This window comes from Rhodanobacter sp. Soil_C_14 (genome assembly GCF_057657335.1).
In genome coordinates, this window is sequence record NZ_JBDGIQ010000001.1 from 38,535 (window position 1) to 52,516 (window position 13,982).

Sequence of the window (13,982 nt, forward strand, 5' to 3'; positions counted from 1 at the left end):
TACGTTCCATGGAACCTTTCTGGTGAACCCGACGTGCCGAACGCATCGAAGAAAAAAGTCCCGCCCAATCCGCTGCATGCCCACCTGGGTTACTGGCTGCGGCTGGTCTCCAACCAGGTGTCCGGCTCTTTCGCCAGCGCCCTGCAGGAACGGCAGCTCTCCGTCGCCGAATGGGTTGCACTCAACCATGTCGAAATGCATCCCGACATCACCGCCGCGTCCCTCGCCGACGCGATGGGCATGACCCGCGGCGCCGTTTCCAAGGTGCTGGACAAGCTGCTGACCAAGAACTTGTTGCTGCGCACCCCGAGCCCGCAGGACAGCCGCGCGCAGTTGCTGGCACTGACCCGATCCGGAAAGCGCCTGCTGCCCGCGCTCACCGACATCGCCAACGGCAACGACAACCGCTTCTTTTCCGTCCTGGCCGCCAGCGAACGGAGCGAGCTGCGCAGGCTTCTGCAGAAACTTGCCGATGCCCACCCGTTCAGCGCGGCACCTGTCGATTAGGCAGCACGCGTCGACACCCTGACCTCAACCTTCCATGCACGAACCAGGAGAAACGCCATGAGTGAGGCGATGGCCCACCTTCAAGCCGCGCAAGCACAAGCCATGACCGTTCGTCCCCGCGTGGGCGGCTTTCCGTACCTCGCCGAAACGCTGAGGCGCGCGGGCGTGACACGGAATGTGTGGCAACTTCCCGCCTGCCAGAGTCTGTACCTGACCGGGCGCGGCGCGGTGCTGCAACAAGGCACGCCGCTGGTGTCCGGGATGGCTGATGTGCCCGGCTTCGATCAGCCCGCGCTGATCCGCGCGTTGCGCACCGATCAGGCCGGGGAAAGCAGCTTTGCGGACTTCCTGCAGGCCAGCTGGAACGCGGGCGTGGTGCGCTATGAGGTCGACCTGCTCGAACGGCAGGTGACCTATTACGGCTGCAATGGCGAGTCCTATGTCGAACACTATCCGGCGGTGTCGCTGTAATCGGCGAGCCTCACACCGAGCTGATTTCCCGCTCAGCCGTTTCCGCGCACCCGCATGGTCAGCCCCTTCAGGAAGTTCCGCAGCAGCTGGTCGCCGCACAGCTTGAAGTTCTTGTGGTCGCTCTGGCGGAACAGCGCGCTGAGTTCGGGCTTGGAGATCGGCAGGCCGGCGGCTTCGAGGATGTCGTGCATGTCGACGTCCTTCAGCTCGAAGGCCACGCGCAACTTCTTCAACACCACGTTGTTGGTGACGCGTTTCTCCGGCGGTCGTGCCGGGCGGCTGTCGTCCTTGCCGCGGCGGTGGAATACCAGGCCGTCCAGGAACAGCGCCAGGCTCTGGTTGCTGCACTCCGCGTAACCCGGCTCGCCATCCTTCTTCAGGTAGGCCTGCACGTCCTCCTTCGTGACCGGATCATTGGCATCGGCCAGATGGATGAGTTCGACTACCTTGCCGTCGCTGAGGTCGAGCATGTAGCGGATGGCGCGCAATACGTCGTTGTTGATCATGTCGGTCCGGTGGATGTCGCACAGGGGCGCCATGCTACCGCGCCGCACCCGGTTTGACCCCGTTTGTATGTTCGCGGCGTTTCACCTTTCACCACAGGAGAGGAGAACCGCCCGATGAAACTGAAAGCCCTGTTGCGCAGCCTGCTGCTGGCCTTGCTGGTGATCGTCACCGGCTGCAGCGTGTCGCGACCCGCCACCGACACCCCCATGCGCAAGAACGATAGCGCGCCCACGCCGCCTGTCGTGACCAAGCCGATGGCCGAACCGACACCGGCCAGTCCGCCGGTTGCAGCGCAGAACGAGCCCAAGACCGACAGCCGGGTCGATCATTCTTCGCCCGCATCGGGCCGGGCCCTTCCCGCGCCGGCAGCGCCGCCGGCCCCTCCCGCACCACCGGCATTGGCCGAAGTCGCCGCGATGTCCTACAACGCGCAAAGCGCGAAACGCATGGCCTACATGCCGTCGCCGACCTTGATGCAGCCGCTGCCGGGCGACATCAATACCGAGAACTACACCCATCGCGACACCAACCCGGTGCAGCTGGTCAGCGAGCAGCCGGTGTCCACCTTCAGCATCGACGTCGACACCGGCTCGTATACCAACGTGCGCCGCATGCTGAGTGCGGGGCAGTTGCCGCCGGCCGACGCGGTGCGGGCGGAGGAATTCATCAACTACTTCGACTACGGCTACACGCCGCCGGCGAGTCGCGAGCAGCCGTTCAGCGTCACCACCGAGCTGGCGCCCGCGCCATGGAACGCCAAGCGGCAACTGCTGCTGGTCGGCATCCAGGGCTACCGCGTGCCGGCCGCGCAGATCCCCGCCTCAAACCTGGTGTTCCTGATCGACACCTCCGGCTCGATGGACGAGGCGGACAAGCTGCCCCTGCTGCAGGCCTCGCTGAAACAGCTGGTGCGTGAACTGCGCAAACAGGACCGGGTGGCCATCGTCAGCTATGCGGGCTACGCCGGCGTGGTACTGCCCTCCACCGCGGGCGACCAGCACGCCACCATCGACGCGGCGATCGACCGGCTGTCGGCGGGCGGCTCCACCAACGGCGGCGCCGGCATCGAGCTGGCGTATGCGCAGGCCGAACAGGGCTTCATCAAGGGCGGCGTGAACCGGGTGATCCTGGCCACCGACGGCGACTTCAACGTGGGCACGGTGAACCAGGAAGCGCTGAAGACCACCATCGAGGACCACCGCAAGAGCGGCGTGGCGCTGACCACGCTGGGCTTCGGCGAAGGCAACTACAACGATGCGATGGCGGTGATGCTGGCCGACGTGGGCAACGGCAGCCACCACTACATCGACAGCCTGCAGGAAGGCCGTCGCGTGCTGGTCGACGAGATGTCCGCCACCTTGCTGACGATCGCCAGGGACGTGAAGATCCAGGTCGAGTTCAATCCCGCGCAGGTGCAGGAATATCGCCTGATCGGCTACGAGAAGCGCATGCTCAAGCGCGAGGACTTCAACAACGACAAGGTCGACGCCGGCGAGATCGGCGCGGGCGCCAACGTCACCGCGATCTACGAGATCACCCCGAAAGGTTCGAACGCCGCGCGCATCGATCCGCTGCGCTACGGCAAACACGTGGCCACGGATGAAAGCGGCAACGAACTGGCCTTCCTGCGCCTGCGCTACAAATTGCCGGAGCAAGCGGACAGCAAGCTGATCGAACAGCCGATCGCCGCGCACGCCGAGGCACAGGCCAGCGAACGCCTGCGCTACGCCGCCGCGGTGGCCGCCTTCGCCGACGCCCTGCGCGGCGGCAAATACCTGGACGGATACGACTACACGCAGATCGCGAAACTGGCCAGCGACGCCCGCGGCGACGATGCCGACGGCTACCGCGCCGGCTTCGTGCAACTGGTGAAACTGGCCAACGGGCTGGTCACGCGCGGTCATGACGGCGCCAGCGACACCGCGGCGCGCTGAGGTTTCCGGCCCCGCTGCGGCGGTGGCGGTCATGGGCAGACTCTCCCCGCTGCCCTTCCCCGGCCACCACCGCGCAGCGGGACTGGAACCGGCAAGAGCACCCCACCCCAACCCTCCCCTGCGTGCAGGGGAGGGAGCAGCCTGGCCGTGGCGTCGAAATCTGTCGGACAGGATGAGCGCGGCACCACCAGCCCTTTCTCCTCCCCCTGCATGCAGGGGGAAGTTGGGAGGGGGTGACGCTTTTCGGGGGAAACATCACAACCTCCCCGCTCCCCGGCGATTTGCCTTACCCTCGCACTCCATGGATGCCGCGGTCGATCCCGATGCCCTGCTGATGCTGGCCTACGCCCGTGGCGACCTCGCCGCGTTCGAGGCTTTGTATGCGCGTCATCGCGGCATGCTGTACCGCTTCCTGCTGCGCAGCGTGCGCGATCCGCATCGCACCGACGAGCTCTTCCAGGAAACCTGGAGCCGGGTGATCGGCGCCCGCGAGCGCTACCAGCCGCAGGCGAAGTTCAGTACCTGGCTGCTGCAGATCGCCCACAACCTGATGATCGACGGCACCCGTCGCCAGCGCCCGATGGCCGATGGCGACGAAGCCGAGCTGGCACTGGCCAACCTGGCCACGCCCGAACGCGAGCAGCCCGACCACGCGCTGTCCGCCTTCGAACGCCGACGCAACCTGCAGCTGGCGATCGAGCAGTTGCCGGACGAACAGCGCACCGCGGTGCTGCTGCGGCTGGAGCAGGAGCTGAGCCTGGAGGAAATTGCCGTGGTCACCGGTGCCGGGCGCGAAACGGTGAAGTCGCGCCTGCGCTATGCCATGAATCGATTACGCGAAGTGCTGTCCGAATGACCACGCCCCTGCCCCCGAACGATCCGCCCTCAGCCGACGAGCCGCTGCCCGGCGAAGCCGAGCTGGCCGCGCTGTATCGCGAGCTGCCGCGCAGCGAGCCTTCGTCCGCGCTGGATGCGGCGGTGTTGCGTGCGGCCGCCGCGGCCCTCGCCCCATCCGGCGATCCCACCGTTACCGAGCGGCGCAAGGGTCCCCGCGAACCCGGCGACTGGGTTCATCCGAAGCCGGTTTCGGCCGTCACGGCAAAGGCGAGTCCTTCGATCGACAGCGCCTCGCGGCGGCGGCGCGCACCACCGTGGCTGATCGCCCTGGGTAGCGCCGCCAGCCTGGTGCTGGTGGCCGGCCTGGCCTGGCAACTGCGCGAATCCAGCCTGCCGCCGTCGGCACCGGTCGCCGCCCGGGAGGCGACCGCGCCCACCGTCTCCGACATGGCCAGGCAGGAAGCGACCGCGCCGCTGGCGGGCACGGTCGCGCCCGCCGCACAGCCGGCGCCCCGACTTGCCGATCAGCGCGCCGCGCTGCAGGCGTCCGCGGCGAAGAAGATGAAGCAGGACAGCGCGGTCCAGTCGGCTCGACTCCAGTCGGCCCGACGCGCGGCCGCGGCCAAACCGATGGCTGCGCCCCCACCGCTCGCCGAAGTGGCCGCACCCGCGCCGCAGGTGCAGTACGCACCGCCCCCGCCGCCCGCACCGCCCGCACCGCCGCAGGAAGTGTCCGCCAATGCGGCAGCCAGCGGCATGCTCGACAAGGCCGACCAACCGACTGCCTCCAGCGCCACAGCCAGCGACCAGGCCACCGCCGCCCGGCCCGGCGATACGCCGGCGCAGGAGCTGGACAAGATCCGGCAACTGTTCGCGCAAGGTCAGCATGACGAAGCGCTGCAGCGGCTGCGCGCATTCCGCCAGACGCATCCGCAGTGGCCCTTGCCAGCCGAGCTGCAGGCGCAATTGCGGGAACCATGAGCGAACCGCTGTCGACCCTGGTCCAGCGCTGCGCTCATCAGGAAGAAATCCGCAAAAGCCGGTTCCTTGCCAACGCCGCCCCGGTGACGACGCCCGGGCAGGCGCTGGATTTCCTGCGCGAAGTCGCCGACCCCGCCGCCACGCACAACTGCTGGGCTTACCGCATCGGTCAGGACTATCGCTTCAACGACGACGGCGAACCCGGCGGCACCGCCGGCCGGCCGATCCTGCAGGCGATCGAGGGCCAGCAGATGGATGGCGTGGTCGTGGTGGTGACGCGCTGGTACGGCGGCATCAAGCTCGGCGCCGGGGGCCTGGTGCGGGCGTATGGCGGCACCGCCGCCGAATGCCTGCGCCGCGCCGAGCGCACCCCGATCGTGGCGATGGCACGGCTGGCCCTGCGTTGCGATTTCGCCGAACTCGCCCTGCTCAAGGCACGCCTGAAAGAGTTGCAGGCCGAGATCGAACACGAGTCGTTCGGTGCCGACGGCGTCGAGCTGGAATTGCGCCTGCCGGACAGCCACGTCGCTGAAGCCTGCCTGCGCATCAGCGACATCAGCCGGGGCCGCAGCAGCGCCAAACGCCTGGATTGAGCGCCGCGGCCGGCGACGGCGCGGGCGATCGACGTCACCGCGATTGAATCGACCGTGCCACGCCCCACCTTGAAGGGCATTGCCCGCGTCATTCCCGACCCCATCTGCGAGTACCCATGAGCGACGCCACCACCGATACGCCCCGCCCCTCCCGTCGCATCGGCGCGCTGCGCGGACTGTGGCCGTTCCTGAAACCCCATCGCATGCTGGCGCTGGGCTGGCTGCTGTTCCTCGGCTTGTCCTCGGGCGCGTCGCTGGTGCTGCCGCTGGCGTTCCGCCACATCATCGACCAGGGTTTCGGCCACTCCAGCAACGCAGTCATCAACGAGACCTTCATCGCGCTGTTCGGCGTGGCGCTGGTGCTCGCCTTCGCCACCGCCGCCCGCTATTTCTGCATCACCTTACTCAGCGAGCGCGCGCTGGCCTCGCTGCGGCAGACGCTGTACGCGCAGGTGATCCGGCTCGACGTGGGCTTCTTCGAGCGCAGCCGCGTCGGCGAACTGCTGTCGCGGCTCAGCGCCGACACCGAGGTGGTGCAGGCGCTGATCGGCTCGGGCGTGTCGGTGGCACTGCGCAGCGTGGTGATGCTGGTCGGCGCCAGCGCCATGATGGTATGGACCGCGCCGTCGCTGGCCGGCCTCACCGCGCTGGTGATTCCCGCGGTGATGCTGCCGATCCTCGTGTTCGGCCGCCGCGTGCAGAAGCTGTCGCGCGCCAGTCAGGACCGCCTCGCCGACGCCGCGGCGATCGCCAACGAAACGCTGAACGCCTCCACCGCGGTGAAGGCCTACGCCCGCGAGAACATCGAAAGCACCCGCTACAGCAACGCGATCCTGCGCGCGCTGGCCACTGCGCGTCGGCGCATCGGCATGCGTGCACTGCTGACCATGGCGGTGATCGTGCTGGTGTTCGGCGCGATCACCCTGGTGCTGTGGGCCGGCGCGCGCCACGTGCTGGCCGGCACGCTGGATGCCGGCGTGCTCGGGCAGTTCGTGCTGTACGCGGTATTCGCCGCCGGCTCGGTCGCCGGCCTGTCCGAAGTGTGGGGCGACGTGCTGCGTGCGGCCGGCGCGATGGAACGGCTGGGCGAACTGCTCGACGAACGTCCCGAAATCGTGGCGCCCGCGCAACCGCTGGCCCTGCCCCGGCCGCTCAGCGGCGCGCTGCGCTTCGAGCAGGTGAGCTTCCACTACCCGACCCGCCCCGACACCGCCGCGCTGCACGACTTCACGCTGGACGTGCACCCCGGCGAAACCGTCGCCCTGGTCGGCCCGTCCGGCGCCGGCAAGAGCACGGTGTTCTCGCTGCTGCTGCGCTTCTATGATCCGCAGTCCGGCCGCATCAGCCTCGACGGCGTCGACCTGCGTGCGGTGACGCTGGACGACCTGCGCGGCGCGATCGCGCTGGTGCCCCAGGAAACCGTGATCTTCAGCGGCAGCGCCGCCGACAACATCCGCTTCGGCCGCGACGGCGCCAGCGACGAGGAAGTGCACGAGGCCGCCCGCGCCGCCGAGGCGCACGATTTCATCAGCGCCCTGCACGACGGCTACCAGGCCGAGATGGGCGAACGCGGCGTACGCCTGTCCGGTGGCCAGCGTCAGCGCATCGCGATCGCCCGCGCGATCCTGCGCGATGCGCCGCTGCTGTTGCTCGACGAAGCCACCTCGGCGCTGGACGCGCAATCCGAGGCGGCCATCCAGCAGGCGCTGGAACGCCTGGAGAAAGGCCGCACAACGCTGGTGATCGCACATCGCCTGGCCACCGTGCAACGCGCCGACCGCATCGTGGTGCTCGACGGTGGCCGCATCGTGGCGCAGGGCACGCATGAAAGTTTGCTGGCCGAAGGCGGCTTGTACGCCGAGCTGGCGCGGTTGCAGTTCGTGGCCTGACGCAAGGCATGCATGCCTCGGTGCCGCTCCGCTTTCAGGCATCCGGCGGGGCGGCTATCCTGTCGGGTGGACATCCTTGGAGAGCACCATGCAACTGAAGCAGCGACGCATCGCGATCACCGGCGGTTTCGGCACACTCGGCCTGGCGGCGGTACGCGCGGCGCTCGACGCCGGCGCCAGGGTGGTGGCCATCGATCGGGCCGATCCGCCGGCTGGCGGTATTGCCCAGGCAACCTGTCTCGGCGGCGTCGACCTGGCTGATCCGCAGTCGGCGAAACAGGCGTTGGCCGCAGCGGCCGATGCCCTGGGCGGCCTCGACGCGCTGGTCAACATCGCCGGCACCTTCCGCTACGAAAACGTCGCCGACGGCAGCGTGGATACCTGGGACCTGCTGTATCGGGTCAATCTGCGCACCGCCGTGGCGGCAAGCCAGGCCGCGCTGGAACACCTGCAGGCGGGTGGCCGCATCATCAACATCGGCGCGGCGTCCGCCGTGAAGGCTGGCGCAGGCGTCGGTGCCTACACTGCCTCCAAGTCCGGCGTGATGCGCTTCACCGAAGCGCTGGCCGAGGAGCTGAAGGAACGCGACATCACCGTCAACGCGCTGCTGCCCAGCATCATCGACACGCCGCCCAATCGCGCCGACATGCCCAAGGCCGACTTCTCCCGTTGGGTCAGGCCGGAGCAACTCGCCGACGTGATCGTGTTCCTGCTGTCGGAACAGTCCTCCGCGATCACCGGTGCGCTGATTCCGGTGACCGGCCGCGTCTGAACGGGCTGGCTGGAACACGCCATGTCCATCGTCTTGACGCCATTCGCGCGCACCCGATTGTTCCCGCGCGACCGCCGCCGCAGCGCCATCCAAGATTGCAGCGCAGAGGAGTTCGAGCGGCACCTCGACACCGAAACACCGCTGCACGTACTCGACGGCTACGCGCCGTTCTGCAAGCTGCACGTGCACCGCAACTGGACGTCCACACGCTGCACCGCCACCCCGATCACCGAGGCCAATCGCCACCTGCTGCGTTCGGCCTACGAGGCGCGCAGCACCGACGAACTGCCGGTGCTGGTGCGCTGGTTCGAAGGCATCGATCCGCCGGTCGCGAACTATCTGCTGCCGATCCTCTACAGCCGCGAGCAGCTGGCGAAGGAAGGCTCGCCGATCGACGCAGACTGGGGCGTGGTGGGCTGCCTCTACACCGCCGAGCCGGAAGAGATTCCGATGGTGCCGATCACCATGCTGCGCAATGCGCTGGGCGTGGAGGAAGGCGGCTCCGGCGTGCCGCTGGATCGCGCGGCGTATCGGCGTGCGGTGGCATTCTGGGAGCGGCACGCGAACTGGCGCGGGTGAGAAGAACGACCCCGCAAGAGCGACCCCACCCCAACCCTCCCCTGCGTGCAGGGGAGGGAGCAGTGCGGATCAGCTCGCGAGGGAGCTGTTGTCGATCACGAAACGGTACTTCACGTCACCCTTGACCATACGGTCGTAGGCCTCGTCGATCTGCTGGGCGCGGATCATCTCGATGTCGGAGACGATGCCCTTGTCGGCGCAGAAATCCAGCATCTCCTGGGTTTCGGCGATGCCGCCGATCAGCGAGCCGGCGATCGCACGGCGCTTGAAGATCAGGTTGGCGATGTTCGGTGACGGATGCGGATGCTCCGGCACGCCGACCAGCACCATGGTGCCGTCGCGCTTGAGCAGGCTGGTGAAGGCATCCAGCGAATGGCTGGCGGCCACGGTATTGAGGATGAAGTCGAAGCTGTTGGCGTGCGCCTTCATCTCGTCGGCATTGCGCGACACCACCACCTCGTTCGCGCCCAGGTCCAGCGCCGCCTGGCGCTTGCCGTCCGAGGTGGTGAAGGCCACCACGTGCGCGCCCATCGCGTGGGCAAGCTTCACGCCCATGTGACCCAGACCGCCGATGCCGACCACGCCGACCTTGCTGCCGGGACCGACCTTCCAGTGCCGCAGCGGCGAATAGGTGGTGATACCGGCGCACAGCAGCGGCGCGACCGCCGCCAGCTGGTCTTCCGGATGGCGGATCTTCAGCACGAACTTCCTGTCCACCACGATGCGCTGCGAATAGCCGCCCAGGGTGTGTCCCGGCGCGTCCGGCGTGGGGCCGTTGTAGGTGCCGACGAAACCGTTCTCGCAATACTGCTCCAGCCCCTCGCCGCAGGCCGCGCAATGCTGGCAGCTGCCGACCAGGCAGCCCACGCCCACGGTATCGCCGACCTTGAAGCCGGTGACTTCATGGCCCACGGCGCTGACGTGGCCGACGATCTCGTGGCCGGGCACGCAGGGATACAGCGTGCCGCCCCACTCCGAACGCACGGTGTGCAGGTCGGAATGGCACACGCCGCAATAGGCAATCTCGATCTGCACGTCCTGCGGACCGGGAGCACGGCGCTCGATGTCCAGGGACTGCAACGGCTTGTCGGCAGCATGGGCGCCGTAGGCTTTGGTAGTCATGGCATTTCCTTGGGTTGGGGAATCGTGGGGGAACAGGAGAATCAGGCGACCAGCCCTACACGATATTCCTGATCGTCCCTCTTCTCCATCCCTCCGGCCAGCGGCCGTGAAAGCCGGTGCCGGGTCGCGGACCGGGATGACACTGCCTATCGTGCCGATCGGAAAAACCGAATGGCTTGTTTGGGTGCATGAGGGCAGACTCGATCGGGTTACCCCGGCTGGCCATCATCGAAGGAGGCAATCCCCATGTCCCATGACCCGAACAAGCCCGGCAGCGGCTCCACCACTGGCTCCGGCGCACCCGCCATCAGCGATCGCAATTCGCTGACCATCGGCCCGAATGGCCCGATCCTGCTGCACGACGTGCACTTCCTCGAACAGATGGCGCACTTCAACCGCGAGAAGGTGCCCGAGCGCCAGCCGCACGCCAAGGGCGCCGGCGCGTTCGGTGTGCTGGAGATTTCCGAAGACGTTTCGGCCTATACGAAAGCGGCGCTGTTCCGGAAGGGCGCGAAGACCGACATGCTGGCTCGCTTCTCCACCGTGGCCGGCGAATCGGGCAGCCCGGATACCTGGCGCGACGTGCGCGGCTTCTCGCTGAAGTTCTACACCGACGAAGGCAACTACGACCTGGTCGGCAACAACACCCCGGTTTTCTTCCTGCGTGACCCGATGAAGTTCCCGCACTTCATCCGCAGCCAGAAGCGCCTACCCGACTCGGGCCTGCGCGACAACCACATGCAATGGGACTTCTGGACGTCCAATCCGGAAACCGCCCACCAGGTCACCTACGTGATGGGCGAACGCGGCCTGCCGCGCACCTGGCGGCACATGAATGGCTACGGCTCGCACACCTACATGTGGATCAACGCCACCGGCGAGAAGTTCTGGGTGAAGTACCACTTTCACACCCGCCAGGGCATGGCCTTCTTCAACAACGCCGAAGCCGCCGCGATGGCCGGCGAGAATGCCGACTTCCATCGCTCCGACCTGTTCAACGCAATCAAACGCGGCGAGTTCCCGGTGTGGGATCTGTCGGTGCAGGTGATGCCGTATGCGGATGCGAAAAACTACCGCTTCAATCCGTTCGATCTCACCAAGGTCTGGCCGCACAAGGACTACCCGTTGATCAAGGTCGGCACGATGACCTTGAACCGCAATCCGGAGAACTTCTTCGCGCAGATCGAGCAGGCCGCGTTCTCGCCGGGCAACACCGTGCCGGGCATCGGCCTGTCGCCGGACAAGATGCTGCTGGGCCGGGCGTTCGCCTACGCCGACGCGCAGCGCAACCGCATCGGCACCAACTTCCATCAACTGCCGGTGAACCAGCCCAAGGTACCGGTGAACACGTACATGTTCGACGGCCAGATGGCTTACCACCACAGCGGCAACGCACCGGTGCACGCACCCAACAGCGGCGGCCGCCCGTGGTCGGACGATACCGGCCCGGTCGAGAACGGCTGGGAAGCCGACGGCGACATGGTGCGCAGCGCGTACACCCTGCACGCGCAGGACGACGACTTCGGCCAGGCCGGCACCCTGGTGCGCGACGTGTGGAACGACGCCCAGCGCGCGCAGTTCGTCGACCAGGTAGCCGGCAGCCTGCTCGGCGGCGTGCGCAGCCCGGTGCTGGAACGCGCCTTCGCGTACTGGAAGAACGTTGACGCCACCGTTGGCCAGCAGATCGAGGACAAGGTGCGCGCCGGCAGTGCGCCGGAACCGGCCGAGGGCATGGGCGAAGGCTGAGTCGATCGCGGAGTCGAATGCGCCGTCTGTACACGGTGCATCAGACTCCGCGCGATGGTCGTCAGCGCAGCTCTACTCGCAGACAAAATCGGCGCCGAGCGGATGGCAGAAGTCGGGCCAGCCGTAGACACGCCAGTATTCGACCAGTCCCATGTCGATCACGATCTTCCTGAAGCCTGGCAGCTTGCGCACATCGCGCAGCAACGGTTGCCATAACGGCGCCGTGTCGCCCATCTCCGGCGCAGCTTTCGCCAGCAGGTCGAGTGCCAGTTCCGGCTGGTGATAATAGGCCGCCCACCAGATCAGCATGTCGGCGGGACCGGGAGCAGCAGCAGCGCGGCGAAGCGCGTCCGTCGCACCGGCTGGTGCATCGAGGAACTTCGCCATCGCGTGGTCCAGGCGAAAGTCCGCGGCGCTGTCGGGTATCGAGGCCAGGCGTCTGTCGATCTCCGCACGGTTCCGCGTGGTGAGCGCGGCGATCAGGCCGGCCCTGAGCAGGGGCAACTCGAAGCCCTTGAGCTTGCGGCCACGGTCGACCTCGGCAAGCGCGCCGCCGGGGTTGCCGTCAGCCAGGTAGGCCGAACCCAGGAAGCCCGCAAACTCGACAACGAACGGGTCTTCGGCCCGTGCGCGCTCGAGCTCGGGGATGGCTTCATGCACGCGACCGACCTCAAGCAGGAAAACGCCACGCGGCGCGTGCGCCTGGTTGGCCATCCCGTACCGGGCATAAGCCGCCTGCAGCTGTTCAAACACGGACGCGGCCTTCAACCAGTGGCCGCGCCGCGATTCGGCGATGCCGCTTTCCAGCAACACCTGCGGCGCGTCCGGCGTCAGCATGCTTGCTCGCTCAAGCGCCATCGCGGCTTGCTGGCGCCATTCGGCGGCGCGCGCGGGGACGACGAAGGCGCCATTGATGCAGGCCGTGTGCAGTCCCGCCCAGCCGATCGAGAACTGCGGATCGAGCGCGACGGCACGCTGCATGTGCGCGATGGCCTGGGCCTGCGCCTCCGGCGTCGAATCCACGGTGAGTTCCATGCCGCGCAGGTATTCGTCATAGGCGGCGACATTGCGCGTCATGCCCGGTACACGCCCCACGTTGCCGACGCCGAACAGATCGCCCACGCCGAGCCTGACCTGCAGCGCATCGGCCGCGGATCGGGCGATCTCGTCCTGGATCACGAAAATGTCGTCGAGTTTGCGCTCGTAGGTCTGTGACCACAGCTGGTCACCGCTGCGCGCATCGCTCAGCTGCGCGCTGATGCGCACTCGATTGCCGGCCTTGCGCACGCTGCCGCGCAGGATGTGGTCGACGCCCAGCGCGGCGCCGATCGTGCGCAGGTCGTCGCTGCTGCCCCTGAACCGGAACGACGACGCGCGCCCGGTCACGCGCAGGCCGCGAACACGTGACAACGCGTCCAGCAGCTCCGTCGTGATCCCGTCGGCGAAATAGGCCTGCTCGGGATCGGAGGAAAGGTTCTCGAACGGGAGCACGGCAACCGACGGTGCCGCCACGCTGCGTGCGTCGCGATGGAAGTTCAGCGCGAACAGCGCCAACAGCGAAACGCCGATCAGCGCGACGCCGAGCAAGGCGGTGATCCACCCCGGGCGGTGCGTCTTCGCACCATCCGCCGGTGCCGGGCGAACGGCCGGCACCGAATGCGGGGTGGCTCCAATCACCTCCACCGGGACCGTCAGCCGATAACCACGCTTGGGAATCGTCTCGATGTAACGCGCGCCGTCATCGGCATCGTCGAGGACCTGCCGCAACTGGCGAATGGCGACGTAAACCGATCCCTCGCCCACCACCACGCCCTTCCAGACCTGCGCCATCAGTTCGTCGATCGAGACGACCGCCCCGTCCTGCCGGGCCAGCACGACCAGCACGTCCATGGCGCGCGGCTCGACGCGGATCCACCGGTCGTCGCGTTCGAGCAGGTTGAGGTCGGGGTGCGCCGTCCACGCGCCGATCCGGATGCTTGCCACCTCGCTCACTGCCGCCCTCCGCCAATCCTGCGCGAAAATTAAGACGTTCCTCAGGCCCCCG

13 protein-coding genes are annotated in these 13,982 nt (G+C 67.5%); 10 read left to right on the forward strand and 3 right to left on the reverse strand.

Annotated features, from left to right (window positions below; all coding sequences use genetic code 11):
• Positions 1-33 precede the first annotated feature (33 nt).
• Together AC3A56_RS00155 and AC3A56_RS00160 are read left to right on the forward strand one after the other, a co-directional pair.
• The gene (locus AC3A56_RS00155; RefSeq protein WP_487768940.1) at positions 34-507 is read left to right on the forward strand and encodes a MarR family winged helix-turn-helix transcriptional regulator; all 474 of its coding nucleotides are present in this window, start codon (positions 34-36) and stop codon (positions 505-507) included.
• Positions 508-609: 102 nt separating this feature from the next.
• The gene (locus tag AC3A56_RS00160) at positions 610-978 is read left to right on the forward strand and encodes a DUF1398 domain-containing protein (protein WP_487768941.1); all 369 of its coding nucleotides are present in this window, start codon (positions 610-612) and stop codon (positions 976-978) included.
• Between the two features lie 32 nt (positions 979-1,010).
• Here AC3A56_RS00160 and AC3A56_RS00165 read toward each other — a convergent pair whose 3' ends face one another.
• On the reverse strand, positions 1,011-1,484 hold the full coding sequence (locus tag AC3A56_RS00165; RefSeq protein WP_487769614.1) for a YehS family protein: 474 nt from the start codon (positions 1,482-1,484) through the stop codon (positions 1,011-1,013).
• Between the two features lie 114 nt (positions 1,485-1,598).
• Between AC3A56_RS00165 and AC3A56_RS00170 the strand changes: the two genes are divergently transcribed.
• The 7 genes from AC3A56_RS00170 (at position 1,599) to AC3A56_RS00200 (ending at position 9,070) form a co-directional block, all read left to right on the forward strand.
• Positions 1,599-3,419 carry a vWA domain-containing protein gene (locus tag AC3A56_RS00170; protein WP_487768942.1) on the forward strand — a complete coding sequence of 607 codons (1,821 nt, stop codon included), beginning with the start codon at positions 1,599-1,601 and terminating at the stop codon, positions 3,417-3,419.
• A 301-nt stretch (positions 3,420-3,720) separates the two neighbouring features.
• Positions 3,721-4,275 carry an RNA polymerase sigma factor gene (locus AC3A56_RS00175; RefSeq protein WP_056718990.1) on the forward strand — a complete coding sequence of 185 codons (555 nt, stop codon included), beginning with the start codon at positions 3,721-3,723 and terminating at the stop codon, positions 4,273-4,275.
• Positions 4,272-5,237 (forward strand): hypothetical protein, encoded by a 966-nt coding sequence (locus tag AC3A56_RS00180; RefSeq protein WP_487768943.1) that lies wholly within the window; start codon positions 4,272-4,274, stop codon positions 5,235-5,237. The genes AC3A56_RS00175 and AC3A56_RS00180 overlap by 4 nt, the downstream gene beginning before the upstream one ends.
• The gene (locus AC3A56_RS00185; protein ID WP_487768944.1) at positions 5,234-5,830 is read left to right on the forward strand and encodes an IMPACT family protein; all 597 of its coding nucleotides are present in this window, start codon (positions 5,234-5,236) and stop codon (positions 5,828-5,830) included. Before AC3A56_RS00180 ends, AC3A56_RS00185 begins: the two co-directional genes overlap by 4 nt.
• A 116-nt stretch (positions 5,831-5,946) precedes the next feature.
• Positions 5,947-7,719: an ABC transporter transmembrane domain-containing protein gene (locus tag AC3A56_RS00190; RefSeq protein WP_487768945.1), complete on the forward strand. Its 1,773-nt coding sequence runs from the start codon at positions 5,947-5,949 to the stop codon at positions 7,717-7,719.
• Between the two features lie 88 nt (positions 7,720-7,807).
• Positions 7,808-8,491, forward strand: coding sequence for an SDR family oxidoreductase (locus AC3A56_RS00195; RefSeq protein ID WP_487768946.1), 684 nt, complete (start codon positions 7,808-7,810; stop codon positions 8,489-8,491).
• Between the two features lie 21 nt (positions 8,492-8,512).
• Positions 8,513-9,070, forward strand: coding sequence for a DUF3228 family protein (locus tag AC3A56_RS00200; protein WP_487768947.1), 558 nt, complete (start codon positions 8,513-8,515; stop codon positions 9,068-9,070).
• Positions 9,071-9,139: 69 nt separating this feature from the next.
• Here the strand turns inward: AC3A56_RS00200 and AC3A56_RS00205 are convergent, their stop codons facing one another.
• Positions 9,140-10,192, reverse strand: a complete 1,053-nt coding sequence (locus AC3A56_RS00205; protein WP_487768948.1) for an NAD(P)-dependent alcohol dehydrogenase — start codon at positions 10,190-10,192, stop codon at positions 9,140-9,142.
• Between the two features lie 246 nt (positions 10,193-10,438).
• Between AC3A56_RS00205 and AC3A56_RS00210 the strand changes: the two genes are divergently transcribed.
• The gene (locus tag AC3A56_RS00210; protein WP_487768949.1) at positions 10,439-11,938 is read left to right on the forward strand and encodes a catalase; all 1,500 of its coding nucleotides are present in this window, start codon (positions 10,439-10,441) and stop codon (positions 11,936-11,938) included.
• A gap of 72 nt (positions 11,939-12,010) precedes the next feature.
• Here the strand turns inward: AC3A56_RS00210 and AC3A56_RS00215 are convergent, their stop codons facing one another.
• The gene (locus AC3A56_RS00215; RefSeq protein ID WP_487768950.1) at positions 12,011-13,930 is read right to left on the reverse strand and encodes a winged helix-turn-helix domain-containing tetratricopeptide repeat protein; all 1,920 of its coding nucleotides are present in this window, start codon (positions 13,928-13,930) and stop codon (positions 12,011-12,013) included.
• Between the last annotated feature and the right edge of the window lie 52 nt (positions 13,931-13,982).

Coding starts and splice junctions, on each gene's coding strand:
- AC3A56_RS00210 (WP_487768949.1), top strand. CDS start 10,439: ATGTCCCATGACCCGAACAAGCCCGGCAGCGGCTCCACCACTGGCTCC.
- AC3A56_RS00175 (WP_056718990.1), top strand. CDS start 3,721: ATGGATGCCGCGGTCGATCCCGATGCCCTGCTGATGCTGGCCTACGCC.
- AC3A56_RS00190 (WP_487768945.1), top strand. CDS start 5,947: ATGAGCGACGCCACCACCGATACGCCCCGCCCCTCCCGTCGCATCGGC.
- AC3A56_RS00195 (WP_487768946.1), top strand. CDS start 7,808: ATGCAACTGAAGCAGCGACGCATCGCGATCACCGGCGGTTTCGGCACA.
- AC3A56_RS00160 (WP_487768941.1), top strand. CDS start 610: ATGACCGTTCGTCCCCGCGTGGGCGGCTTTCCGTACCTCGCCGAAACG.
- AC3A56_RS00165 (WP_487769614.1), bottom strand. CDS start 1,484: ATGATCAACAACGACGTATTGCGCGCCATCCGCTACATGCTCGACCTC.
- AC3A56_RS00205 (WP_487768948.1), bottom strand. CDS start 10,192: ATGACTACCAAAGCCTACGGCGCCCATGCTGCCGACAAGCCGTTGCAG.
- AC3A56_RS00180 (WP_487768943.1), top strand. CDS start 4,272: ATGACCACGCCCCTGCCCCCGAACGATCCGCCCTCAGCCGACGAGCCG.
- AC3A56_RS00185 (WP_487768944.1), top strand. CDS start 5,234: ATGAGCGAACCGCTGTCGACCCTGGTCCAGCGCTGCGCTCATCAGGAA.
- AC3A56_RS00170 (WP_487768942.1), top strand. CDS start 1,599: ATGAAACTGAAAGCCCTGTTGCGCAGCCTGCTGCTGGCCTTGCTGGTG.
- AC3A56_RS00200 (WP_487768947.1), top strand. CDS start 8,513: ATGTCCATCGTCTTGACGCCATTCGCGCGCACCCGATTGTTCCCGCGC.